Origin of the sequence: Pleomorphomonas carboxyditropha (assembly GCF_002770725.1) — a bacterium.
GTDB classification, from domain to species: Bacteria; Pseudomonadota; Alphaproteobacteria; order Rhizobiales; family Pleomorphomonadaceae; genus Pleomorphomonas; species Pleomorphomonas carboxyditropha.
Window position 1 is genome coordinate 190,052 of record NZ_NQVN01000004.1, and the last position, 22,875, is coordinate 212,926.

Annotated in this window: 22 protein-coding genes; 17 read left to right on the top strand and 5 right to left on the bottom strand. The window is 67.2% G+C overall.

The annotated features are described in order from the left end of the window. Positions 1-217: 217 nt before the first annotated feature. The 3 genes from CJ014_RS09745 to CJ014_RS09755 are packed head-to-tail and all read left to right on the top strand — an operon-like array spanning position 218 to position 1,427. Positions 218-619 carry a PTS sugar transporter subunit IIA gene (locus CJ014_RS09745; protein WP_026790909.1) on the top strand — a complete coding sequence of 134 codons (402 nt, stop codon included), beginning with the start codon at positions 218-220 and terminating at the stop codon, positions 617-619. After that, entirely contained in the window at positions 616-909 is a 294-nt protein-coding gene (locus tag CJ014_RS09750; protein ID WP_100080281.1) for an HPr family phosphocarrier protein, read from the top strand. The genes CJ014_RS09745 and CJ014_RS09750 overlap by 4 nt, the downstream gene beginning before the upstream one ends. Positions 910-914: 5 nt before the next feature. Beyond that, positions 915-1,427: a GNAT family N-acetyltransferase gene (locus CJ014_RS09755; RefSeq protein ID WP_100080282.1), complete on the top strand. Its 513-nt coding sequence runs from the start codon at positions 915-917 to the stop codon at positions 1,425-1,427. Positions 1,428-1,429: 2 nt separating this feature from the next. Here CJ014_RS09755 and mutL read toward each other — a convergent pair whose 3' ends face one another. Then, entirely contained in the window at positions 1,430-3,310 is a 1,881-nt protein-coding gene (gene mutL, locus CJ014_RS09760) for a DNA mismatch repair endonuclease MutL (protein WP_100080380.1), read from the bottom strand. A 146-nt stretch (positions 3,311-3,456) separates the two neighbouring features. On the opposite strand from mutL, the gene CJ014_RS09765 reads away from it, so the two are divergent. Continuing rightward, positions 3,457-4,194, top strand: coding sequence for an NAD-dependent deacylase (locus CJ014_RS09765; RefSeq protein ID WP_425351907.1), 738 nt, complete (start codon positions 3,457-3,459; stop codon positions 4,192-4,194). Positions 4,195-4,206: 12 nt separating this feature from the next. Here CJ014_RS09765 and CJ014_RS09770 read toward each other — a convergent pair whose 3' ends face one another. Then, the gene (locus CJ014_RS09770; protein ID WP_100080283.1) at positions 4,207-4,731 is read right to left on the bottom strand and encodes a P-loop NTPase family protein; all 525 of its coding nucleotides are present in this window, start codon (positions 4,729-4,731) and stop codon (positions 4,207-4,209) included. 83 nt (positions 4,732-4,814) lie between these two features. Here CJ014_RS09770 and CJ014_RS09775 point away from each other — a divergent pair, with 83 nt between their 5' ends. Next, positions 4,815-5,666: a TIGR01459 family HAD-type hydrolase gene (locus CJ014_RS09775; RefSeq protein WP_245427229.1), complete on the top strand. Its 852-nt coding sequence runs from the start codon at positions 4,815-4,817 to the stop codon at positions 5,664-5,666. Between the two features lie 61 nt (positions 5,667-5,727). Here the strand turns inward: CJ014_RS09775 and CJ014_RS09780 are convergent, their stop codons facing one another. Together CJ014_RS09780 and CJ014_RS09785 are read right to left on the bottom strand one after the other, a co-directional pair. After that, entirely contained in the window at positions 5,728-6,363 is a 636-nt protein-coding gene (locus tag CJ014_RS09780; RefSeq protein ID WP_207765715.1) for a protein phosphatase CheZ, read from the bottom strand. 161 nt (positions 6,364-6,524) lie between these two features. Continuing rightward, on the bottom strand, positions 6,525-6,908 hold the full coding sequence (locus CJ014_RS09785; RefSeq protein WP_026782148.1) for a response regulator: 384 nt from the start codon (positions 6,906-6,908) through the stop codon (positions 6,525-6,527). A 457-nt stretch (positions 6,909-7,365) separates the two neighbouring features. Here CJ014_RS09785 and CJ014_RS09790 point away from each other — a divergent pair, with 457 nt between their 5' ends. From CJ014_RS09790 to CJ014_RS09805, 4 genes are all read left to right on the top strand, one after another. Then, positions 7,366-8,340, top strand: coding sequence for a bifunctional riboflavin kinase/FAD synthetase (locus tag CJ014_RS09790; RefSeq protein WP_100080286.1), 975 nt, complete (start codon positions 7,366-7,368; stop codon positions 8,338-8,340). A gap of 227 nt (positions 8,341-8,567) precedes the next feature. Beyond that, on the top strand, positions 8,568-11,519 hold the full coding sequence (ileS, locus tag CJ014_RS09795) for an isoleucine--tRNA ligase (protein WP_100080287.1): 2,952 nt from the start codon (positions 8,568-8,570) through the stop codon (positions 11,517-11,519). Continuing rightward, entirely contained in the window at positions 11,516-12,019 is a 504-nt protein-coding gene (lspA, locus tag CJ014_RS09800) for a signal peptidase II (RefSeq protein WP_100080288.1), read from the top strand. Before ileS ends, lspA begins: the two co-directional genes overlap by 4 nt. A 67-nt stretch (positions 12,020-12,086) precedes the next feature. Continuing rightward, a complete protein-coding gene (locus CJ014_RS09805) occupies positions 12,087-12,746 on the top strand; it encodes a hypothetical protein (protein ID WP_133121834.1) in 660 nt (219 codons plus the stop codon). 130 nt (positions 12,747-12,876) lie between these two features. Here CJ014_RS09805 and CJ014_RS09810 read toward each other — a convergent pair whose 3' ends face one another. After that, positions 12,877-14,286 (bottom strand): EAL domain-containing protein, encoded by a 1,410-nt coding sequence (locus tag CJ014_RS09810; RefSeq protein WP_133121835.1) that lies wholly within the window; start codon positions 14,284-14,286, stop codon positions 12,877-12,879. 241 nt (positions 14,287-14,527) lie between these two features. Between CJ014_RS09810 and CJ014_RS09815 the strand changes: the two genes are divergently transcribed. From CJ014_RS09815 to CJ014_RS09850, 8 genes are all read left to right on the top strand, one after another. Continuing rightward, complete coding sequence (locus CJ014_RS09815; RefSeq protein WP_100080291.1) at positions 14,528-14,722, top strand: heavy-metal-associated domain-containing protein; 195 nt, start codon at positions 14,528-14,530, stop codon at positions 14,720-14,722. Between the two features lie 211 nt (positions 14,723-14,933). Further along, entirely contained in the window at positions 14,934-16,262 is a 1,329-nt protein-coding gene (locus CJ014_RS09820) for a sigma-54-dependent transcriptional regulator (protein ID WP_100080292.1), read from the top strand. A gap of 167 nt (positions 16,263-16,429) precedes the next feature. Then, the gene (locus CJ014_RS09825; RefSeq protein WP_100080293.1) at positions 16,430-17,014 is read left to right on the top strand and encodes a hypothetical protein; all 585 of its coding nucleotides are present in this window, start codon (positions 16,430-16,432) and stop codon (positions 17,012-17,014) included. A 4-nt stretch (positions 17,015-17,018) separates the two neighbouring features. Beyond that, the gene (locus CJ014_RS09830) at positions 17,019-17,507 is read left to right on the top strand and encodes a GNAT family N-acetyltransferase (RefSeq protein WP_100080294.1); all 489 of its coding nucleotides are present in this window, start codon (positions 17,019-17,021) and stop codon (positions 17,505-17,507) included. Positions 17,508-17,645: 138 nt separating this feature from the next. Continuing rightward, positions 17,646-18,533 (top strand): DMT family transporter, encoded by an 888-nt coding sequence (locus CJ014_RS09835; protein WP_100080295.1) that lies wholly within the window; start codon positions 17,646-17,648, stop codon positions 18,531-18,533. Between the two features lie 156 nt (positions 18,534-18,689). After that, positions 18,690-18,977, top strand: coding sequence for a co-chaperone GroES (gene groES / locus CJ014_RS09840; protein ID WP_026782155.1), 288 nt, complete (start codon positions 18,690-18,692; stop codon positions 18,975-18,977). 53 nt (positions 18,978-19,030) lie between these two features. Further along, positions 19,031-20,662, top strand: coding sequence for a chaperonin GroEL (gene groL, locus CJ014_RS09845; RefSeq protein ID WP_100080296.1), 1,632 nt, complete (start codon positions 19,031-19,033; stop codon positions 20,660-20,662). A 337-nt stretch (positions 20,663-20,999) separates the two neighbouring features. Further along, positions 21,000-22,805, top strand: a complete 1,806-nt coding sequence (locus CJ014_RS09850; RefSeq protein WP_100080297.1) for an ABC transporter ATP-binding protein/permease — start codon at positions 21,000-21,002, stop codon at positions 22,803-22,805. Positions 22,806-22,875: the final 70 nt, after the last annotated feature.

A 22,875-nucleotide genomic window follows, 5' to 3' on the forward strand; every position in this document is an offset into this window, starting at 1 on the left:
TCCCTCCAAGCCCCGGCTTTTCGGGCCGGCTTCCAGCCTCCCCCGTCGCGCCGACCGGCCGTTTGCCATGCCTCGGAGGGGCGCCGGACCGGCTCGTAAGCCGATTTCCTCTTGCAAGAAATCCCGCTCTGGTGAAGATGTGGCCCGTTCCAGCTTGGAGCGAAACCAACATGGCGTGCCGCATGATCTTCGCAATCTACAGGGATCGGACCCCAGCATGATCGGGTTGGTTCTGGTGACGCATGGTCGCCTGGCAGACGAATTCCGGTCGGCGCTCGAGCATGTGGTCGGTCCCCAGGCCGATTTCGAGACGATCTGCATCGGCCCTGAAGACGACATGGAGCAGCGGCGGAGCGACATCATTGCCTCGGTTGGCCGCGTCAATTCCGGCAAGGGTGTCATCCTGCTCACCGACATGTTCGGCGGCACGCCGTCGAACCTCGCCATTTCCGTGATGGACATCGGCGACGTCGAGGTGATCGCCGGCGTCAATCTGCCGATGCTGGTCAAGCTCGCCACGGTGCGCAAGGAGCGGCCGCTCGCCGAGACCGTCACCGAGGCCCGCGACGCCGGCCGTAAGTATATTTCCGTCGCCAGCCAGGTACTTGCCGGATCATGACAGATGACAAATCCGCCGGCGCCATCGTTCGCGAACTGAAGATTCTCAACAAGAAGGGCCTGCATGCCCGCGCCTCGGCGAAATTCGTCCAGTGCGTCGACCGCTTCGACGTCGAGGTGTTCGTCCTGAAGGACGGCCAGAGCGTATCCGGCACGTCGATCATGGGGCTGATGATGCTGGCCGCCGGCATCGGCTCGTCGATCGAGGTGCGGGCCACCGGCGCCGAGGCCGCCGCCGCCATGGACGCCATCGCGGCGCTGGTCAGCGACCGCTTCGGCGAGGGCGAATAGGCCCGATGGCGCCGCCGCTCCGCGTCGTCCCGGCCACGCCGCAGCTTCTCGCCCCCCTTCCCTCCTGGTTTCCGACGCCGGAGGCGCTCGCCCAGTGGGGCGGCAGCGGCCTCCACTTTCCCCTCGACGCCATGCAAATTGACTCGATGCTCGTTGAAACTTCGATGGAGCCGCCGCTTCGGCTGGCCTTCGCCGGCCTCGCTGGCGCCGAGACGGCGGCCCATGCCCAGGTGGCTCTCGACTGGACGGACGGCATCGCCCGTCTCGCCCGCTTTGCCGTGGCGCCGCACTATCGCGGGCAAGGACTGGCGCGACCCTTCCTCGCCGAGGTGTTCGCCCGGCTCGACGCCGCCGGCGACTTTCCGCGGCTGGAACTCAACGTCTATACCTTCAATGCGCCGGCCATCGCGCTCTACGAATCCCTCGGCTTCGTGCGCGAAGGCGTGCGTCGTTCGTCGGTAAAGGTCGGCGACGCTCGCTGGGACACGGCGATCTACGCCATCGTCCGGGAGCGTTGACGTTATCGCCGGCCGAACAACCGCTCGATGTCGCTGAGCTTCAGCTCGACGAAGGTCGGGCGGCCGTGGTTGCACTGGCCGGAGTTGGGCGTCTCTTCCATCTCGCGCAGCAGCGCGTCCATCTCCTCGACGCGGAGACGGCGCCCGGCCCGCACCGAGCCGTGGCAGGCCATGGTGGCGGCGATGGCGTCGAGCTTCTCCCGGAGGCGCGTCGCCTGGTCCCATTCGGCGAGATCGTCGGCGATGTCGCGCAACAGCGCCGCCGTGTCGGTGCGACCGAGCAGCGCCGGTATCTCGCGGATGGCGACGGCGCCCGGCCCGAAGCCCTCGACGACGAGGCCGAGCTCGGCGAGCTCGTCGGCGCGTTCGATCAGCCGGTTCACGTCTTCCTCGGGCATGTCGACGATATCGGGGATCAGCAGCATCTGCGTCTCGACGCCGGCGGCGATTTCCCGTTTCAGCCGCTCGTAGACGAGGCGCTCGTGGGCGGCGTGCTGGTCGACGATGACGAGGCCGGTCTCGGTCTGGGCGACGATATAGGTCTCGTGGATCTGGGCGCGCGGCGCGCCGAGCGGCCGCGACAGGCTGTCGGCCGGCGCGTCGGCAAGACCGGGGCGGGCGTCGGCCGACACCGCGCCGTCGACGACGGCGAAGCGGGCCTGCGGCGGGCCGGCGTCGAAGGGAGCCTCGTCCTCCGCGAAGCCGCGGTCGGCCGGCGCCTCGCCGGCCAGCGGCCGATCCGGCGCGGTCCGCCAGTCGAAGGCGACCGGCCGGCTCGGATAGTCCGTTCGCCAGGCCGACGCTGCCGCCGCCGGCGTCGGCATCGGTCGGGCAGCGGCGGCGGCGAGCACGTCGAGCGTCGCCGCGCCATGCGTCGAGGCGGCGCGGTGGCCGGCATCGGCGTGCGCCCGGCGCAGCGCCCCGACCAGCAGGCCGCGCACCAGGCCGGGATCGCGGAAGCGGACATCCGCCTTGGTCGGGTGGACATTGACGTCCACCTCGTGCGGGTCGAGGTCGACGAACAGCACCGCCGCCGGGAAGCGGTCGCGGGCCATGACGTCGGCATAGCCGGCGCGGATGGCGCCGAGCAGCAGCTTGTCGCGCACCGGCCGGCCGTTGACGAACAGGTGCTGGCTCTGGGCGTTGGCCTTCTGCAAGGTGCCGAGGCCGGCGAGCCCGGTCAGCCGGACGCCCTCGCGCAGCGCGTCGATCTCGATCGAGTTCTCGGCGAAGTCGGCGCCCATCACCTGCAGCGCCCGGCCCCGGAAGTCACCCTCGGCGAGCGCCGGATAATCGAGCGGCGAGCGGTCGGAACCCGACAGCGAGAAGCGGATCTCCGGATGGGCAAGCGCTAGGCGCTTGACGACGTCGGTGATGGCGCCGGCCTCGGCGCGTTCGCTCTTCAGGAACTTGAGGCGGGCCGGCGTCGAGAAGAACAGGTTGCGGACCTCGATGCGGGTGCCCCGGCTGAGGGCGACCGGCACGACTTCCGACCGGCTGCCGCCGGCGACGGTGATCGCCCAGCCGTTGTCCTCGGAGGCGTGGCGCGTCTCGATCCTGAGATCGGCCACCGAGCCGATCGACGGCAGGGCCTCGCCGCGGAAGCCGAGCGTGCGGATATCCAGCAGGTCGTCCTCGACGAGCTTGGAGGTGCAGTGCCGCTCGACGGCCAGCGACAGGTCGGCCGCCGTCATGCCGGTGCCGTTGTCGGTGACGCGGATCAGCGTCTTGCCGCCGCCGGCCGTCACCACCTCGATACGGTCGGCGCCGGCGTCGATGGCGTTTTCCACCAGTTCCTTGACCACGCTGGCCGGCCGCTCCACCACTTCGCCGGCGGCGATGCGGTTGATGGTGACGGGCGAGAGCTGGATGATGACGGACATGGGGAGCCGGGAATCGCTTGCGCCCAGACGGGCCGGGGGACGACCATAGCCGAAGCGGCCGCCCGGCGCGAGACGGGCCTCGGCCACGAAATCGTCAACACCTCCGTCCGTTCGCGGTCTATAGTCGGCGACGACGGAAAACGAGGATGCCGATGAGAAAAGTCGAGATTTCGGCGGCGACGTCGATCGTCGTGCTGACGGGCGCCGGCATATCGCAGGAATCGGGCCTCGATACCTTCCGGGACGCCGGCGGCATCTGGGCGCGCTACGACATCGACGACGTGGCGACGCCGGAGGGGTTCCGCCGCAACCCGCCGCTGGTGCACGACTTCTACAACGAGCAGCGCCGCGAGGCGGCTGTCGCCGCTCCTAACCCTGCCCATGTGGCGCTCGCCGACCTCGAAAAAGCCTGGCCGGGGCGCTTCCTGCTGGTCACGCAGAACATCGACGGCCTGCACGAGAAGGCCGGCTCCAAGGCGCTGTTCCATATGCACGGCACGCTCGACGGCTTCCTGTGCGAGGCCTGCGGCAAGCGCGGCCCCTGGGCCGGCGACATGTCGACCGCCTCGGCCTGCCCGCTGTGCGGCCGCGACGGCGCGCTGCGGCCCGACATCGTCTGGTTCGGCGAGATGCCCTATTTCATGCCCGAGATCTACCGGGCGCTCGGCGAGGCGGACCTGTTCCTGTCCATCGGCACGTCGGGCACCGTCTATCCGGCCGCCGATTTCGTCCGCGAGGCGCGCCAGGCCGGCGCCGTCACCGTCGAGCTGAACCTCGAAGCCTCCCGCCGGGGGCATGGCCTGTTCGACCTGGAGATCGAGGGCAAGGCGGGCGACAGCGTGCCGGTTTTCGTCGACGATCTTCTCGAGGGCCGGCTTTTCTGAGTGGCGTCGCCGTCAGTCCAGTTGCCAGTCGGCGCGGCATCGCCGGATGGCGGCGGCCGACGTCAGGCGGATCTTCGGCAAGGTCAGCTCCTCGAACATGTCGGCCCAGCGCCGCCGGTTGTTCGGCGTCGTCACCGCGATATGGCGGATCATCTCCCATTTGAGGCTTTCCTGTCCCCCGTCGAGACCGCCCGGCCGATCGGATTGGAACAGGGTGCGACGGACATAGCGATAGAGACTGAGCGGCATCGGGACATCGAGCAGGATGACGCCGGTGGCGCGGGAAAAACGGCGCGGCATCGAGAGGCCGTAATTGCCGTCGATCACCCAGCGGTCACCGGCGATGGCCTCGTCGTGCAAGGCGACGAAGTCCTCCTTCGGCCGGGGCACCCAGTCGGTGTCGGGCAGGTGATAGAGCCGATCGAGATGGACGACCGGAAGACCGCACTTGCGGCCGATCGCCGCGGCAAGCGTGGACTTGCCGCTGTTGGAGGGCCCCAGGATACAGATGCGTTCGCCGAAATCCGAAAGCCGCATGCCAGCCTGTCCCTGCCATCAACGCTGCCGCCTTGACCTTGTCATGTCCCACCCTTATCGGGAGGGGCATGCAAGAGCTAGACATGATCACCGGGCTCTCGACGCTCGCCGAGGCCTACGATGGCGTCATCTGCGACGTCTGGGGCGTTCTCCACAACGGCATTTCGCCCTATCCGGCAGCGGCCGAGGCGCTGTCCCGTTTCCGCGCGCTCGGCAAGGCGGCGGTGCTGCTGACCAACGCGCCGCGCCCGGCCAAGAACATTGAAGACCTCCTCAAGCGGCAATATGCCATCGGCTCCGACAGCTACGACGAGATCGTCACCTCCGGCTCGGTCGCCCGCAAGGTGTTCGAGAACGAGCCGCGCCGGCGCGTATTCCATCTCGGACCGCCGCACAACCTCAGCCTGTTCGAGGGACTCGACCTGGAACTGGTCGGCGAGGAGGACGCCGAATACGTGGCGCTGACCGGCCTGTTCGACGACGAGACGGAAAGCCCCGAAACCTACCGGCCGATGTTCTCCCGCTTCGTCGAGCGGGGGCTCAAGCTCTACTGCGCCAATCCGGACGTCATCGTCGAGCGCGGCGACCGCCTCGTCTACTGCGCCGGCGCGCTTGCCCAGCTCTATGTCGAGCTCGGCGGCGACGCCACCATCATCGGCAAGCCCTACAAGCCGGTCTACGACGCGGCGCTGGCCGCCATCGACCGGGCGCTCGGCCGGCCGGTGGAGAAGAGCCGGGTGCTCGCCATCGGCGACGGCCTGCCGACCGACATCAGGGGTGCCTGGAACCAGGGCATCGACGTGCTGATGGTGACGGCCGGCATCCACGGCGCCGATTTCGGCGACCTGATGAACCCCGATCCAGCGCGGCTTCGGGCGCGGCTCCAGGCGGAAGGGCTCGCCATCCGCGCCGCCATCCCTCGCCTCGTCTGGTAGCAGACATACAAAAGAGGCTCGATCGAGCCTCTTTTTCACTTTGTCGCTCGGCGGACGCCTCTCAGAAGAAGGCGTCGATGTCGTCCTGGCTGACGCCCTCGCCCTTGAACTGCGGGCCGTGCAGCATCAGCTCGCGGGCGCGCTTTTCGGCCGGCGTCTCGTCGCCGGCGACGTCGTTGATGCGCATGATCTTCAGCTTTTCCACCAGGGTGGTGATGCGCTTGTCGAGGGCGTTCAGTGTGGAAACGACCTTGGAGATGCGCTGACCGGTGATGTCCTGGAAGGAGCAGGCCTGGAAAATGTCGATCACCTTCTCGCCGACCAGCGCCTGGTAGGCGTCGACGTCCGCCACGTCGGCCGACATGATCTCCTCGGCCGCCGACATGATGGTGTTGGTGGCCTCCTCGGTCGCCTCGACGATGGCGTCGAGCTCGCGGCCGGCGGTGGGGATATGCTCGTCGCGCATGTCGGAGAGGCGGAGAAGCGCCAGCTCTTCCTTCATGCAGGCGATCTCGCGGGCCATCTCGCCGAGTTCGGCGTAGATGGCGAGATCCATCGTCTTGAAGAAGGACTGGAAGCTCTCGGCCATCAATTCGGCGAGACGCATGACGTCCTCGAGCGACACATCCTCCGCCTTGCGGCCGTTCCGGAGAAAGTCGATGATCTTGGCCACGTGCTCGGAGGACATGTCAGACATCGAAAGGCCTCTTTCTGAGGTGCGCGCCGGCGTTCGCCCCGATGGGGCGGCGGTACGGACGTCTTGATCTTGCGGTAGATGCATCGGCAGCGCCGCGCCCCTCCGGGTCCGCGGGAAGCGGCGCCAACGCCGCTCCGCGTTCTCCCGGCCCGTTCCCGGCGTCAATCGCCGAAGACGGCTTCGATCTTGCTCTTCAGCGTCGGCGCGTTGAAAGGCTTGACGATGTAGTTGTTGACGCCGGCCTTCTTGGCGGCGATCACGTTCTCGGTCTTGGATTCGGCCGTCACCATGATGAATGGCGTCTTCGACAGCGAGGAATCCGAGCGGACCTGCTTCAGGAGCTCGTAGCCGGTCATCGGCTCCATGTTCCAGTCGGAGATCACGAGACCGTAGCGGCGTTCCTTCATCTTGCCGAGGGCTTCGGTGCCGTCGGCCGCCTCGTCCACGTCCTCGAAACCGAGCTGCTTCAGGAGATTCCTGATGATTCGGATCATGGTCTTGTAATCGTCGACCACCAGAACCGGAATCGAAGTGTCAAGTGCCATCGTTTACTCCACACTGCCGCGGCGCCACCCGCGCCTCGATGACGAGCTCAATGCACGGGCGGGTGAACGTCCCTGCCGGGGCCCGTGCTTGAAGGAAACCATACAACGGGGACCTGAAAAGTCGGTTAATTCCCGTCCCCGCAGCTTTTTCGGCTGCCGCTGTTCACTGAGACGCTTGATTTACAATTCGTTTTTTCCTTGAATCGTTTTTATGGCGCTGTTGGGCGGTTTTCGCTTGGGTTTAACGTAAATTTCCGGCCGGCCGGTTTACGCTTTGCCAACCATGCCGGAGATTCCCTTAGCCGCCGGGCGCCTTCGGAGCGCCGCGACGGCAAGGCCATCCTGGCAATTAGCCGCTTGACCTTGCCTGGGGCAGAAGGCACGGTCACGCCGCGCCGCCCGGCCGGCCTTTTCGGCGGCAGGACGGCATTCCCGGCGACAGCAGATTCCAGAGACCATGCCCCCGTTCCAGTTCGTCGATCGTCATTCCCTTCCGCCATCCCTCAGGGGGGGCGCCGTCGCCATCGGCAATTTCGACGGCGTGCATCGCGGCCATCAGGCAGTGCTGGAGGCGGCCCTGACGGTGGCGCGGCAGCGCGACATTCCCGCCGTCGGCGTGACCTTCGAGCCGCACCCGCGCGACGTCTTCCGGCCGGAGCATCCGGTGTTCCGCCTGACGCCGGCGCCGGTGAAGGCGCGGCTCGTCGAGGCGGTCGGGCTTGACGGCCTCGTCTCCATCCCCTTCTCGTCCGCCTTCGCCACCCAGAGCCCGGAGGAATTCGTGGAGCGGGTGCTGGTGGACGAGCTCGACATCCGCCACGTCGTGGTCGGCTGGAACTTCCACTTCGGGCAGGGGCGGCACGGCACGCCGCAGAAGCTGCGCGAGCTCGGCGAGCGCCACGGCTTCTCGGTCGACGTCATCGCCCCCTTCGAGACCGAGGACGGCTACACCGTTTCCTCCAGCGCGGTCCGCGACCGCCTGGCCGAGGGCGTGCTGGCGGAGGCGACCGGCCTTTTGGGCTGGCACTGGTTCTTCGAGGGCACCGTCGTCGACGGCGACAAGCGCGGCCGCACCATCGGCTTTCCGACTGCCAACATCCGGCTGCCGCCGCAGGTGCGGCTGTCCGAGGGCGTCTACGCGGTTTTCGCCGAGATCGACGGCATCCGCCACGCCGGCGTGGCCAGCTGGGGCCGCCGGCCGACCTTCGACAACGGCGCGCCGGTGTTCGAGACCTTCGTGTTCGACTTCTCCGGCGACCTTTACGGCAAGACGATCACCATCATGCCGATTGCCTATCTCCGGCCGGAGCTGAAATTCGACGGCGTCGCCGCGTTGATCGAGCAGATGAACCATGACGCCGAGGAAGGCCGCACGCTGCTCGCCGCCTTCGACGGCTTCACCGCTCTCGATCGCGCGCTCTGGCGGCCATGAGGGCGGTAAGCGTCTTTCCTTTCGGTCGCTTTGCCGGTAGAACACCGCCCATGTCCACGCTCATCCGCCGGCCGCCGGCCGTACCGTATTTCGCGCGAATTATCGGCCCGGCCCCGATGAACCGCCGCTGAGGCGGCGAGATCGAGGGACCGGGAGCCGAGCCCTGGCCGATCGCCGGCAACGCCGCCGGCCAGCCCTTTATTCTTGCTGTACCGACGAGACATTTCATGACCGACACGCCCGCCCCGACGTCCGAAGCGACGCCGATCCGCGATTATTCGCCGACGCTCAATCTGCCGGCCACCGACTTTCCGATGCGCGCCGGCCTGCCCGAGAAGGAGCCGAAGCTGATCGCCCGCTGGGACGAGATGAAGCTCTACGAGAGGCTCAGGCAGACCGCCAAGGGACGCGACAAGTTCGTGCTGCACGACGGGCCGCCCTATGCCAACGGCCACCTGCACATCGGCCACGCGCTGAACAAGATCCTCAAAGACATCATCACCCGCTCGCGGCAGATGATGGGCTACGATTCCAACTACGTTCCCGGCTGGGACTGCCACGGCCTGCCGATCGAATGGAAGGTCGAGGAGGAATACCGCGCCAAGGGCAAGAACAAGGACGAGGTGCCGATCAACGACTTCCGCGCCGAGTGCCGCCAGTATGCCGAAGGCTGGATCAAGGTGCAGGCCGAGGAATTCCGCCGCCTCGGCGTCGAGGGCGACTTCAAGAACCCCTACACCACCATGGCCTTCGCGTCGGAGGCGGTGATCGCCACCGAGCTCCTGAAATTCGCCGTGTCCGGCCAGCTCTACCGCGGCTCCAAGCCGGTGATGTGGTCGGTGGTGGAAAGGACGGCGCTGGCCGAGGCCGAGGTCGAGTATCAGGACTATCAGTCCGACACCATCTGGGTGAAGTTCCCGGTGACATCGGAGGCGACCGAGCTTGCCGGCGCCTTCGTCGTCATCTGGACCACCACGCCCTGGACGATCCCCGGCAACCGCGCCGTCAGCTTTTCGCCGAAGATCGCCTACGGCCTTTACGAGGTGACCGAGGCGCCGGACGGCAACTGGGCCAAGGTCGGCGAGAAATACATCCTCGCCGACGCCCTCGCCGAGGCGGTGTTCAAGCAGGCCAAGGTGACCGGCTACCGCAAGGTGGCGGCCGTCGTCGCCGACGCGCTGGCGGCGCTCGTCTGCGCCCATCCGCTGAAGGGTCTCGGCGGCGGCTACCGGTTCGACGTGCCGCTGCTTGCCGGCGATCACGTCACCGACGACACCGGCACCGGCTTCGTCCACACCGCGCCGAGCCACGGCCGCGAGGACTTCGAGGTGTGGATGGAGCACGGCCGGCTGCTCGCCGAGCGCGGCATCGATCCGGCCATCCCCTTCCCGGTCGACGACGCCGGCTATTACACCGCCGATGCGCCCGGCTTCGACGGCCGGCGCGTTCTCACCGACAAGGGCGAGAAGGGCGACGCCAACCAGGCGGTGATCGAGGCGCTGGCCGCCGGCGGCATGATGGTGGCGCGCGGCCGCCTCAAGCACACCTACCCGCATAGCTGGCGCTCGAAGAAGCCGGTGATCTTCCGCAACACGCCGCAGTGGTTCGTCTACATGGACCGGCCGATCGGCAAGGGACCGGTCGGCGACACGCTGCGCGCCCGCGCCCTCAGCGCCATCGACGACACCGCCTTCTATCCGCCGGCCGGTCAGACGCGCCTCAGGTCGATGATCGAAAACCGGCCCGACTGGGTGCTGTCGCGCCAGCGCGCCTGGGGCGTGCCGATCGCCGTGTTCCGCAACACCGAGACGGGAGAGCTGCTGCCCGGCCCGGATTTCGCCCATAACGACGCCTACGCCGGCCGCATCCGCGAGGCGTTCCTCGCCGAAGGCGCCGACGCCTGGTTCGCCGACGGGGCGAAGGAGCGCTTCCTCAAGGGCTTCGTCGAGGATACCGCCGCTTGGGAACAGGTGCGCGACATCCTCGACGTCTGGTTCGATTCCGGCTCGACGCACGAGTTCGTGCTGAAGGGCCGCCCCGACCTCAAGTGGCCGGCCGACGTCTACCTCGAAGGCTCGGACCAGCATCGCGGCTGGTTCCATTCGTCGCTGCTGGAATCGTGCGGCGTCAACGGCGTCGCGCCCTACAAGACGGTGGTGACGCACGGCTTCACCATGGCCGAGGACGGCCGCAAGATGTCGAAGTCGCTCGGCAACCAGGTGCAGCCGCAGGACGTCATCCGGCAGTCGGGCGCCGATATCCTGCGCCTCTGGGTCGCCTCGACCGACTACTGGGAAGACCAGCGCATCGGCAAGAAGATCCTCGACGCCAATTCCGACGCCTACCGCAAGATCCGCAACACCTTGCGCTGGATGCTCGGCACGCTCGCCCATTACGACGGCGGCGCGGTGGCCTACGCCGACCTGCCGGAACTCGAAAGGGTGATGCTGCACAAGCTCGCCGAAGTGGGCGCCGAGGTGGTGGAAGGCTACCGGGAATACGACTTCAAGGCCGTGTTCTCGTCGGTGCTCAACTTCATGAACATCGAGCTCAGCGCCTTCTACTTCGACGTCCGCAAGGACGCGCTCTACTGCGATCCGAAGTCGAGCCTCAAGCGCCGCGCCGCGCTTCACGTGGTGGCGCTGCTCTACGACCACCTCGTCAAGTGGCTGGCGCCGCTGATCCCGTTCACCACCGAGGAGGCCTGGCTCGAACGGCATCCCGGCGAGGCGTCGTCCGTCCATCTCGAACTGTTCCCGGCGGTGCCCGAGGAATGGACCGACGCGGCGCTCGACGAGAAGTGGGAGAAGGTGAAGCGGGTGCGGCGCGCCGTCACCGGCGCGCTCGAGATCGAGCGGCGGGAAAAGCGCATCGGCTCGTCGCTCGAGGCGGCGCCGGTGGTCCACGTCGAGGACAAGGATCTTCTCGCCGCGCTCGACGGGCTCGACTTTGCCGAGATCTGCATCACCTCGCAGATCGCCGTCACCGAGGCGCCGGCGCCCGACGGGGCCTTCCGGCTCGACGACGGCACGCCGGTCGCCGTGGTGCCGAAGCTCGCCGAAGGGCGGAAATGCGCCCGCTCGTGGAAGATCCTGCCCGAGGTCGGCTCGGACCCCGACTATCCGGACGTGACGCTCCGCGACGCCCAGGCGCTGCGCGAGCTGGCGGCCGGAGCATGACGGCGACGCCGGGCGATCCTGCGACGCGGCGAACGCGGCTTGCCGCGCTCGCCGTCGTGCTGCTGACGCTCGCGGTCGACCAGGCGAGCAAATACTGGGTGCTGAACCACACCAGCCTGCCGGACGGCGACCGCATCTCCCTGCTGCCGGTGTTCGACCTGGTGCTGACCTGGAACATGGGCATTTCCTACGGCCTGTTTCAGCAGCACGAGGCCCTCGGACGCTGGCTGCTGATCGGCCTGACGGCGCTGGCGACGGTGCTGCTCACCGTCTGGCTGTGGCGGTCACGTGACCGGCTGGTGGCCGGTCTGGCGCTGGCGCTGATCATCGGCGGCGCGCTCGGCAACCTCGTCGACCGCATCGTGTTCGGCGGCGTCGTCGACTTTCTCTACCTGCACTACGGCTCTTTTTCCTGGTACGTTTTCAATCTGGCCGACTGCGCGATCGTTGCAGGGGTGGGCGCACTCCTGTATGAGTCTCTGCGCTTGAGGCCACAGTGATGCCTCAAAAGTTGGCTAATCGCTGACCGGAACAAGGGCCGGATGAAGGCCCGGCACGAGAGCGAGAGTGACGATATCGATGACCAATCTGCTGACCGGCAAGCGTTGCGCTCTTCTCGCCATCGCCGCTTTGAGTCTTTCGGCCTGCTCGGCGCTGGGCACCTCGGTGGCCGACGACGATCCGGAGACGGAAGTTCCCAACCTGTCGATGGGCCGTGCCGTCATGGAAGGCCTCGGCGCCGTGCCGGCGCGCAAGACGGCGATCGACTACACGCCGCGCGCGCCCCTCGTCGTGCCGCCGAACAAGCTGGCGCTGGTGGCGCCGGAGGATCCCAATCGGCTGGAGGCGAGCGGAACCTGGCCGGAAGACAACGATCTCAAGGCCCGCAAGGTGCTGGCCGACGCGGCGGCCCGCGAAGCCGGGCGCGAGGACAAGGACCAGGTGCCGGCGTCCGAGCTATTGGCGGTCCGCGTTCCCGACGCGCGAACCGGATCGTCGTCGGACCTCACGGTGACCGACGCCGACAGGCGGCGGGTTCTTCCCAGCCAGCTCGGCAGCATGCCGCGCGCCAGCTCCAGCCGGCTCTACGATGCCAACGGCAAGCCGGTGCGCAAGGCGCTGGTCGAGCCGCCGGTCACCTATCTCGAGCCGGCCGCCGGCGTGCCGGTGACGACCGAGGACGGCTCCCCGCCCGAGCCGCAGAAGAAGTGGTGGAAGCTGTGGTAGAGCATTTCCGTGTTTTCTGGAAACACGGACAGGCGGACGCGTATCCACTTCGCCCGCAAATGCCTTGGCGCCGACGCCGATACGAAAAGCCGCATTCCGCGGCTTTTTTATTTGGGAAATCGATCGTCGCTCAGCGGCGCGCCGCTCCCGCCCGCTCGTTTCCCGCCGGGGCCGGCCGGGTCGGCGCGCCGGCCGCGGCCTGGGCGGCGCCGAGCACTTCCGGCCGCACCTGGCGCGGGCTGGAGAACAGGTTGCCCTGCCCGAAGGCGAGCCCGTAGTCCAGGAGATCGATCACCTGCGCTTCCTGCTCGACCCGATCGACGATCAGGGTCAGCCCCTGCCGCTGCAGATGGCCGGCCATGTCCTCGACGTGGATGTCGCCGGTGACGAGCGGCGCCCGGCCGAGCAGCCGGTCGGCCGACACCTTGATCGAGCGGAAGCCGAGATCGGACCAGCGGCGGAAGTCGACGCGCAGGTCCGTGACGTTGTCGATCGAGAAATGGAAGCCGAGATCGGCCACCGCCCGCAGGCTTTCGATCTCGAGCGGCCCCATCTCCATAAGGGCTTCCTGGCGAAACTCGAACTGCACGAGGTCGGCCATGGCCCGGTTCTGGCTGAGGAAGCCCTGGAACTCGCGGAAGAAGGCCGACGAGGCGAGACTTTCCGCCGACAGGTTGATGTAGAGGCCGACGTCGCCGTTGCGCTGGGTGAGCCGCTTCAGGATCTGGAACGACCGGATCACCTGGTAGGTGTCGAGCTTGGCGATCAGCCGGCCCTGCTCGGCGAGGGGAATGAACTCGGCGGCCGGAACGAGGCCGGAGGCGCCCTTGAGCCGGGTCAACACCTCGTAGAAGCGGACGAGCCGCTGCGGCAGCGTCACCACCGGCTGCAGATGCAATTCGATCTGCTCGTCACGGATGAGGCGCTCCACCTCGCGTTCGAGGGCCGGGTCGGCGTCGGGCACGAACAGCGCGTTTCTCATGCTGGCGGAGACGTCGTGCCGGCCGTCGTCCGGCCGTCCGCCGCGGCCCTCGTCGGGATAATCGTCCGGGCGCCCCCGGCGGGGCCGCCGGCCGGCGGGCTCCTCGGCCTGCCGCATATGCCGTTCGAGGGCGCCGAAGCGCGCGTTGACGCCGTCGAGGCGGCCGTCGACGGTGGATTCCAGCTCGGCCAGGGTCTCGGTCACCTGCCGGAGCAATTCGCCCACCACCTCGACCTCGGCGGCGAGTTCGCCGGTCTGCTCGCGCACCCGGCCGGGCAGCGCCTGCTCGAGCCGGTTGAGGCGGGCGGCGATCTTCTCGATCTCGGCTTCGCCGTCGCCGGCGACGGCGGCGATCTCGGCCAGCCGGCTCTCGATCCAGGCGCGCTCCCGCCGCCGCTCCATCGGCTGCTGCACGGTGACCATGGTCAGCATCAGGCCGATGCCGATCATCAGCGCCGAGCCCGCCGACAGGCCGAGCTGGAAGTACAGCACCACCGCCGCCGAAGCGGCGATCACGCCCATGGCGATCAGGATCATCGTCGATGACGACCGGTTCATTCGCCTGCCCACTCCAACACGAAACCACGCAACGAATCACCCAGCATTGTTGCCGTTTTCGGGGGCGGAAGCGAAGACGGACAATGGTTTTCCAAGGGTTTTCAGGCCGATTTCCCGGTTGCGCCCCGCCGCCGGCGCCTTTGGACCGGTTTGCCACGCCTTGACCGCCGCCGGCCGTCGTCCCATGTTCGGCACGGCCCGCCGGCGAACGGTCGCCGGCGGCAAAAGGTGGAGACGGAACATGGTCGAACTCAACGTCAAGGGCATGATGTGCGGTGGCTGCGCCAGTTCGGTCGAGAAGGCGATCAAGCGCGTCGACGCCGATGCCGCGGTCAAGATCGATCTCGCCTCCGGCAAGGTGAGCGTCGAGACCAAGGCCGACACCAAGGCGCTTGGCGAGGCCATCGAGGCCGCCGGCTACGAAGTGGCGGCGTGACGCCGATTCCCGGCGAGGTCGCAAGGCCCGCGCCCTGAAAACCGGGCCGGGACGATCCCTTCACACGCGCCTTCCTCCGGCCGGAAAATTGGCCGAAGCGGCGCGTTTGACATCTCGTTAACGGTTATCAACGCTTTATTTACCATGGTCGGGGCAGAGTTCCGCCGGTACGCAATGCAATTTGCAACTGTCTGGCAGGGAACGCTTTCCGATGTCGGTTGGCCCGCGCAGCACATCGACGGTTCGCCTTTTGATCGTCGATGCGGACGTCTCGTCGCGACGGGTCGTTCGCAAGGCGCTCGAAGCGCGCATTGCCCGGCCGATGCTGATCCTCGAGACCGCCGAGCGCGACGCCGCCCGCGTGATGGCCGGCAAGCAGACCTTCGACGTCATCGCCATCGATCTCGAGACCATCGGCGGATCGGCGGCCTTCCGGGCCTTCGTCGAGCAACTGACGCCGACCACCGTCTATGCCATGGGCGATCCCACCGATGTGCAGGCCGCCGTCGCCTGCGTCCGGGCGGGCGCCGCCGACTTCATCGAGAAGCCGGTCGACGGCAACGCCTTCGCCCGCCGCGTCGAGCGGCAGTTCGTCGAGAGCATCGCCAACACCGTCGACGAGGCCGACGGCCTGATCGGCGCGTCGCCGGCGACGCGGGCGCTGTCCGAGCAGATCCTGCGCGTGGCGCCGTCGCTGGGGCCGGTGTTCATTTCCGGCGAGGCCGGCAGCGGCAAGTCGCTGGTGGCCCGCGCCGTCCATGCCCGCTCGCGCCGCCGCAACGGGCCGTTCGTCACGCTCGACTGTTCGCAAACGCCGGTCGACCGGCTGGTCGCCGACCTTTCCGAGGCGGATGGCGCCCTCGCCGCCGCCGACGGCGGCACGCTGTTCCTCGACGAGGTGGGGCATCTTCCCGACCCCGCCCAGCTCGCGCTGATGCGCTTCCTCGATACCGGCGAGATCGTCGGCTTCGATGGCGGCCATCGTCTTTCGGTGCGCATCATCGCCTCGTCGCGGCGGCCGCTCGACGACCTCAGCGGCCCCGCCGGCCTCAGGCAGGATCTCTATTTCCGCCTCAACGTGCTGACGCTGGCCGTGCCGCCGCTCAGGGACCGGACGGAGGACATTCCGCTCCTCGTCGATGCCATGGTGCGGCAGATCAACCGCGACAGCGGCTCGCGCTACACCCGCTTCACGGCGGCGGCCGTGCAGTGCCTGGCCGGCCGCGCCTGGCCCGGCAACGTCGCCGAATTGAGATCGGCGCTCGAAACCCTGATGGCGCTCTATCCGGGCGACCTCGTCACCGCCGACATGGTGGTACCGGTGATCGTCGCGCCGGCGGCCATCGCCGCGGCGCCGCGGAAGAAGCTGCCGGCCGAGGTCAAGCCGCTCTGGGTGGAGGAGGCGCGGGTGATCGAGGAAGCGATCGCCGCCTTCGACGGCAACATCGCCAAAGCGGCGGCCGCCCTTGAAATCAGCCCCTCGACCATCTATCGCAAGCGCCGCGACATCGAAGAGGCGATCGCCGTCCGCAGTGCTTGAGTAGTTCTGCGATGCGGCTGGCCCGAGCTTGGAAACCGGCAACGGATCAGTAAGATAAGGGCGAACCACGAAGGCCCCGGCCGGCGGGCCTGCGACGGCCTTGCGCGGCCGCTTCCGGCGGATGTCCGCGGCGCTTTGTGGACGGCTTTGGGGAAGGACAAGCGGTCATGCACGGGTTGCGTTTTCTTGCTGCTTTTTCCGCCTGCGTGATGGCGGCGTCCACCGCGATGGCGGGACCGATCCTCGACGAGGCCAAGGCCGCCGAGGCGCTGCTTGCCGAAGGCAAGGCGGTCGAGGCGCTGGCCTCGCTCGAAGCCGCCTTCAACGCGGCCTGGGACGCCGCGCCGCTCGGTTTCTCGGAGGCGACGTTCGTCACCGGCAAGCCGGCCGGCTTCGGCATCTACGCCACCCGCCCCAATTCCGTCTTCCAGCCGGACGAGCAGATGCTCGTCTACGCCGAGCCGTTCGGCTACAGCTTCGGCAAGGAAGGCGACCTGTTCAAGATCGACTTCTCGGCCGATTTCGAGCTCCGCACGCCGCGCGGCCAGATCCTGCACGCGCAGAAGGACTTTGCCTCGCTCGACATGGTGTCGCGCCGGCGGAACAAGGAGTTCCAGGTCTATATCGTGTATAACTTCAAGGGCCTGAAGCCCGGCGACTACGTGCTGGTGACCAAGCTCAGCGACCGCAATTCCGAAAAGAAGGGCGAGTTCGAGCTGCCGTTCACCATTGCCGGCAAGCCGGCCAACTGACCTCATGACCGAACATCCCTTGATCCGGCCCGCGGTCGACGCCGATGGCCCCGGCATTGCCCGGCTGATCGCCGCCGTATTCGATGAATACGAAGGCTGCCCGTTCGTCATCGCCGAGTTTCCCGAGCTCGCCGCGCCGGCCGGTCATTACCAGCGGCGGAACGGCCGGCTGTTCGTCGCCGAACATGGCGAGGCCATCGTCGGCTCGTTCGCGGTGTCCTCGCCGGATGGCGACGGCGTCTTCGAGATCAACAAGGTCTATCTCGACCGGCGGCAACGCGGCTCGGGTCTGGCGCAGAGGCTCTACGCCACGGCGATCGAGGAGGTCGCCCGGCGCGGCGGCCGGACGCTGAAGCTGTGGACCGATACCCGCTTTCTCTCCGGCCACCGGTTCTACGAAAAGCTCGGCTTCGTCCGGCAACCGGTCGTCCGCTTCCTCGCCGACGCCACCGACGGCTGGGAATTCGCCTACCGGCTCGATCTCGGCCGCTGAGCAGCCTTGCCGCAGTGTCATGCTGCCACCTTCCGTCCGGCACGCTCGTTAGCCTACCAGTCCCGGCCTTGCCGCCGACGCGGCCGGAGCGTAGAAGCCGCGTCTGGCGCTTTTGCCGCCATCCCTTCCGGAGATGCCATGCAGCCGTCGATGCGCCTTCAAGCCGCGGGCGCCGCCTTCCTCGCCGTTTTCCTGTTCTCGGGACTGGACGCCCTGGTCAAGGCGACCACCTTCGGCACGCCTTTGGCCATGGTGGTTTTCCTGCGCTACGCCGCCGGCCTGATCTTTTCGGTCGGCTCGGCCGCGGCGCAGGGCCAGCTCCGGCCGAAGAGGTCCACCGTCCGGCGCGCCGTCGGCAGATCCCTGGCCGGTCTGTCGTGCGCGGTGTTGTTCTTCGGCGCGCTCAAGCTGCTGCCGCTTGCCCAGACGGTGGCGCTCACCTTCACCTCGCCGTTCTTCATGGTGCTGATCTCGGCCGCGATGATCGGCGACCCGGTTACCCGCCGGTCGCTGTTCGCCGCCGCCTTCGGCTTTTTCGGCGTCGTGATCATGCTGGCCGAGAAGCTGAGCTCCGAAGCGGGCAGTCCGCTCGGCTTTGCCATGGCGCTCGCGTCGGCGGTGGCCTACGCCCTGTCGATGATCATGTCGCGCCGCGATACCGCCCACGACAGCGTGCCGCAGATGATCCTGGTGCAGAACCTGATCAACGCCGCGGTCGCCCTGCCCTTCGCCGTCTACTGGTATCAGCCGGTCCCCTCGGAAACCCTCGTGATGTTTCTGGCCATCGGCGCGCTCGGAACCGGCGGCAACTACGCCATCACATGGGCCTATAAGCACGCGCCGGCGACGCTGCTCGGCCCGTTCGAATTCACCGCGCTGATCTGGGCCGTCACCTTCGGCATGCTTTTCTTTGCCGAGATCCCGAGCCTCCATACCCTTGTCGGCGCCGCGATCATCATCGGCGCCTGCCTCGCGGTGGTCCAGCCGGCCGCGCCCCGGCGCGCCACCGACAATGCTCGTCCGTAAAATGCCGGAGCTACCCTTGACAGGCCGGCGGCATGCGCCTATCTCGGGCGCGCTTGGCACTCACTTATGGCGAGTGCTAACAGCACATATTTTCCGCCGTGGTCCGCGAGGCTGAAGCGCGCGCGCCACGGGCAGTTCAAAAACGAGGAGCCGAACATGAAGTTCCGTCCCCTGCACGACCGCGTCGTCGTCCGCCGGCTGGAATCCGAGGAGCGCACCGCTGGTGGCATCATCATCCCCGACACCGCCAAGGAGAAGCCCCAGCAGGGCGAAGTGGTAGCCGTTGGTCCCGGCGCCCGCAACGAGAAGGGCGAGCTCGTCGCCCTCGACGTCAAGGCCGGCGACAAGGTGCTGTTCGGCAAGTGGTCGGGCACCGAGGTGAAGATCGACGGTCAGGACCTCCTGATCATGAAGGAATCCGACGTGATGGGCATCATCGGCTGATCCTGTCAGCCCGTTTCGTCCTCCGTTAACCTCTCATTTCAAGGAAGAATTCCATGGCTGCCAAGGAAGTCAAATTCGGTTCCGACGCCCGCGAGAAGATGCTGCGCGGCGTGGACATCCTCGCCGATGCCGTCAAGGTCACGCTGGGTCCCAAGGGCCGCAACGTGGTGATCGAAAAGTCGTTCGGCGCTCCGCGCATCACCAAGGACGGCGTGTCGGTCGCCAAGGAGATCGAACTTTCCGACAAGTTCGAGAACATGGGCGCCCAGATGGTCCGCGAAGTCGCTTCGAAGACCAACGACAAGGCCGGCGACGGCACCACCACCGCCACCGTGCTCGCCCAGGCCATCGTCCGTGAGGGCGCCAAGGCGGTTGCCGCCGGCATGAACCCGATGGACCTCAAGCGCGGCATCGACCTCGCCGTCGCCGAGGCCGTCAAGGATCTGAATGCCCGCTCGAAGAAGATCTCCACCTCGGCCGAAGTCGCCCAGGTCGGCACGATCTCCGCCAACGGCGAGACCGAAATCGGCCAGATGATCGCCGACGCGATGCAGAAGGTCGGCAACGAGGGCGTCATCACCGTCGAGGAAGCCAAGACCGCCGAGACCGAGCTCGAAGTGGTCGAGGGCATGCAGTTCGACCGCGGCTACCTCAGCCCCTACTTCGTGACCAACGCCGAGAAGATGGTCGCCGATCTCGACGACCCGTACATTCTCATCCACGAGAAGAAGCTCTCCAACCTGCAGGCCCTGCTGCCGGTGCTCGAGGCCGTCGTCCAGTCGTCGCGGCCGCTGCTGATCGTTGCCGAGGACGTCGAGGGCGAAGCTCTTGCCACGCTCGTCGTCAACAAGCTGCGCGGCGGCCTGAAGATCGCCGCCGTCAAGGCGCCGGGCTTCGGTGATCGCCGCAAGGCCATGCTCGAGGACATCGCCATCCTGACCGGTGGCCAGGTGATCTCGGAAGACCTCGGCATCAAGCTCGAGAACGTCACGCTCGCCATGCTCGGCCATGCCAAGCGCGTGTCGATCTCCAAGGAGAACACCACCATCGTCGACGGCGCCGGCGCCAAGGCCGACATCGAGGCCCGCGTCGCCCAGATCAAGGCGCAGATCGAGGAGACCACCTCGGACTACGACCGCGAGAAGCTGCAGGAGCGCCTCGCCAAGCTGGCCGGCGGCGTCGCCGTCATCCGCGTCGGCGGCTCGACGGAAGTCGAAGTCAAGGAGAAGAAGGACCGCGTCGACGACGCGCTGAACGCCACCCGCGCCGCCGTCGAAGCCGGCATCGTTCCGGGCGGCGGCACGGCGCTGCTGCGCGCCAAGGCCGCCGTTGGCAAGCTCCAGTCCAGCAATCTCGACATCGAGCGCGGCATCAAGATCGTTCTCGCCGCCCTTGAGACGCCGATCCGCCAGATCGCCATCAACGCCGGCGTCGAGGGTTCGGTCGTGGTCTCCAAGGTGCTGGAGCAGAGCGAGACCTTCGGTTTCGACGCCCAGAACGAGACCTATGTCGACATGATCCAGGCCGGCATCATCGACCCGACCAAGGTCGTGCGCACGGCCCTGCAGGATGCGGCTTCGGTCGCCGGCCTGCTGGTCACCACCGAGGCCATGGTCGCCGAGCTGCCGAAGAAGGACGCCGCGCCCGCCATGCCGGGCGGCGGCATGGGCGGCATGGACTTCTGATCCAAAAGATCCGAACGTCCATAAAAGCCGCCCATCATCAAAAGTGGTTCAAGTCGGCAACAGCCGACTTGAACGGGCGGCATGGACTTCTGATCCAACGGATCTGAATCCTAGAAACTTGGAAGGGCGTCGCGAGAGCGGCGCCCTTTCTTTTTGTCGGCTGCCGATCACGCCTTACCAAAGCTTCATCCGCGCCGCCGCAATGTCGCCGCGATCGGGACGTGCTGTCGCGCCCATGAAACCTGGCAGGTTCTTGCCGTGGCATCGAATTTGATTGTCACCGTGGCGGGATTCTGCATCAGTTCGTCGACTTCTTCCGCCGTTCCGGGGACACCTCATGAAAGCACTCTTTGCGACGCTCGCGCTGGCCTGGCATCTCGCCATTCCCTATTTCAAGGAAAGGCAACAGGGCGAACTCGCCTTTCGATGGTTCAAGATCCGCCTGCAGGAACGCTGGATCGGCCTCGGCTTCGTCGTGGTGATCCTCGCCATCAACGTTGCCCAAGTCTATATCAACGTCGAGCTCAACGCCTGGAACAATCGTTTCTACACGGCCTTGCAGGACAGAAACGGCGCCGCCTTCTGGGCCGAGCTCGGCTACTGGTCCTGGATCGTCGCCATCTACCTCGTCATCTACGTCTACGAGGTCTACCTGACGAGCTGGCTGCGCATCCGCTGGCGGACCTGGATGACGGACAGGTTCCTCAATCGCTGGCTGGCCGGCGCCACCCATTATCGCCTCGCCACCAGCTACGGGCGGACCGACAACCCCGACCAGCGTATTTCCGAGGACATCAACAATTTCGTCACCTCGACTTTCTCGCTGACCATCACGCTGTTCAACACCACGCTGTCGCTGATCGCCTTCATGCAGGTGTTGTGGGGCATTTCGGCGCATTTCCCCTACGAGATCGGCGGCTTCAATCTCGCGGTCATCCCCGGCTATCTGGTCTGGGCGGCGATCATCTACTCGGTGCTCGGCACCATCTTCACCCATCTGATCGGCCGGCCGCTGATCCGGTTGAACTTCGAGCAGCAGCACGTCGAGGCCGACTTCCGCTATTCGATGATGCGGCTGCGCGAGAATTCCGAGGAGATCGCCCTTCTCAAGGGCGAGGAGATGGAAAAGCGGGCGATGCGCGGCTTCTTCGGGCGGATCGTCGACAACTGGTACCAGTTGATGGACGCCAATCGAAACCTGCGCGCCTTCTCGCTGTTCTACGACCAGGTGTCGTCGATCGTGCCGTTCATCCTGCTGGCGCCGGCCTATTTCCTCGCCGGCTCGGCCATGCAGCTCGGCGTGCTCACCCAGGCGAGCTCGGCCTTCGGCCAGGTGCAGGGCAACTTCTCGATCTTCGTCTCCCTCTACAGCATGCTCGCCGACTGGAAGGCGGTTCTCGACCGCCTCACCACCTTCGAACGGGCGATGTCGGCCGCCGAGGCCGACGCCGCCCAGCCGGGCGTGACGGTGAAGCCGACCGGCGGCGACGCCATCACCGCCGATGGAGCCGTCGTTGCGCTGCCCGATGGCCGGCCGCTCGTCCGGCTTGAGGGTGCCGCCTTCGAAAAGGGCAAGGCCGTGCTGATTTCCGGTCCGTCCGGCGCCGGCAAGACGTCGGTGTTCCGGGCTTTCGCCGGAATCTGGCCGTTCGGCGCCGGCGAGCTCGGCATTCCCGAGGGCGCCCGCGTGATGGTGCTGCCGCAGACCGCCTATCTGCCGCTCGGCACGTTGCGCGAAGCGCTCGCCTATCCCAATCCCGCCGAAATCCACGACGACGCCAGGGTGCGCGACGTGCTGAGCGCCGTCGGGCTCGGCGCCTTCGCCGACCGGCTCGACGATCTCTCCGAGGGCCCCAACCTCGCCGCCCGCCTCTCCGGCGGCGAGCAGCAGCGCGTCGCCATCGCCCGCGCCATCCTGGCCGAACCCGACTTCCTGCTGCTCGACGAGGCCACCGCCTCGCTGGACGAGGCGTCGGAAGCCGCGCTCTACCGGCTGCTCCGGGAGCGGCTGCCGCGGACGGCCATCATCTCCATCGGCCACCGTTCGTCGCTGCGTCCCCTGCACGACGAACTGGTCGTGCTGCGCAAGCAGGACGACGGCCCGTTCGTGCTGGGCGCGGCGACGCCTCTTCCTGCCGCTTGACGGGCAGTAGCCCACTTTCCGGGCGCCGCACGGCGGCATGCGACGTATTGTTTCCTTGACGGGAACAATG

Excerpts from the sequence above, each read along its gene's own strand:
- CJ014_RS09745 (WP_026790909.1), top strand. The coding sequence starts at position 218 with ATGATCGGGTTGGTTCTGGTGACGCATGGTCGCCTGGCAGACGAATTC.
- CJ014_RS09750 (WP_100080281.1), top strand. The coding sequence starts at position 616 with ATGACAGATGACAAATCCGCCGGCGCCATCGTTCGCGAACTGAAGATT.
- CJ014_RS09755 (WP_100080282.1), top strand. The coding sequence starts at position 915 with ATGGCGCCGCCGCTCCGCGTCGTCCCGGCCACGCCGCAGCTTCTCGCC.
- mutL (WP_100080380.1), bottom strand. The coding sequence starts at position 3,310 with ATGTCCGTCATCATCCAGCTCTCGCCCGTCACCATCAACCGCATCGCC.
- CJ014_RS09765 (WP_425351907.1), top strand. The coding sequence starts at position 3,457 with ATGCCGATGAGAAAAGTCGAGATTTCGGCGGCGACGTCGATCGTCGTG.
- CJ014_RS09770 (WP_100080283.1), bottom strand. The coding sequence starts at position 4,731 with ATGCGGCTTTCGGATTTCGGCGAACGCATCTGTATCCTGGGGCCCTCC.
- CJ014_RS09775 (WP_245427229.1), top strand. The coding sequence starts at position 4,815 with ATGATCACCGGGCTCTCGACGCTCGCCGAGGCCTACGATGGCGTCATC.
- CJ014_RS09780 (WP_207765715.1), bottom strand. The coding sequence starts at position 6,363 with ATGTCTGACATGTCCTCCGAGCACGTGGCCAAGATCATCGACTTTCTC.
- CJ014_RS09785 (WP_026782148.1), bottom strand. The coding sequence starts at position 6,908 with ATGGCACTTGACACTTCGATTCCGGTTCTGGTGGTCGACGATTACAAG.
- CJ014_RS09790 (WP_100080286.1), top strand. The coding sequence starts at position 7,366 with ATGCCCCCGTTCCAGTTCGTCGATCGTCATTCCCTTCCGCCATCCCTC.
- ileS (WP_100080287.1), top strand. The coding sequence starts at position 8,568 with ATGACCGACACGCCCGCCCCGACGTCCGAAGCGACGCCGATCCGCGAT.
- lspA (WP_100080288.1), top strand. The coding sequence starts at position 11,516 with ATGACGGCGACGCCGGGCGATCCTGCGACGCGGCGAACGCGGCTTGCC.
- CJ014_RS09810 (WP_133121835.1), bottom strand. The coding sequence starts at position 14,286 with ATGAACCGGTCGTCATCGACGATGATCCTGATCGCCATGGGCGTGATC.
- CJ014_RS09815 (WP_100080291.1), top strand. The coding sequence starts at position 14,528 with ATGGTCGAACTCAACGTCAAGGGCATGATGTGCGGTGGCTGCGCCAGT.
- CJ014_RS09820 (WP_100080292.1), top strand. The coding sequence starts at position 14,934 with ATGTCGGTTGGCCCGCGCAGCACATCGACGGTTCGCCTTTTGATCGTC.
- CJ014_RS09825 (WP_100080293.1), top strand. The coding sequence starts at position 16,430 with ATGCACGGGTTGCGTTTTCTTGCTGCTTTTTCCGCCTGCGTGATGGCG.
- CJ014_RS09830 (WP_100080294.1), top strand. The coding sequence starts at position 17,019 with ATGACCGAACATCCCTTGATCCGGCCCGCGGTCGACGCCGATGGCCCC.
- CJ014_RS09835 (WP_100080295.1), top strand. The coding sequence starts at position 17,646 with ATGCAGCCGTCGATGCGCCTTCAAGCCGCGGGCGCCGCCTTCCTCGCC.
- groES (WP_026782155.1), top strand. The coding sequence starts at position 18,690 with ATGAAGTTCCGTCCCCTGCACGACCGCGTCGTCGTCCGCCGGCTGGAA.
- groL (WP_100080296.1), top strand. The coding sequence starts at position 19,031 with ATGGCTGCCAAGGAAGTCAAATTCGGTTCCGACGCCCGCGAGAAGATG.
- CJ014_RS09850 (WP_100080297.1), top strand. The coding sequence starts at position 21,000 with ATGAAAGCACTCTTTGCGACGCTCGCGCTGGCCTGGCATCTCGCCATT.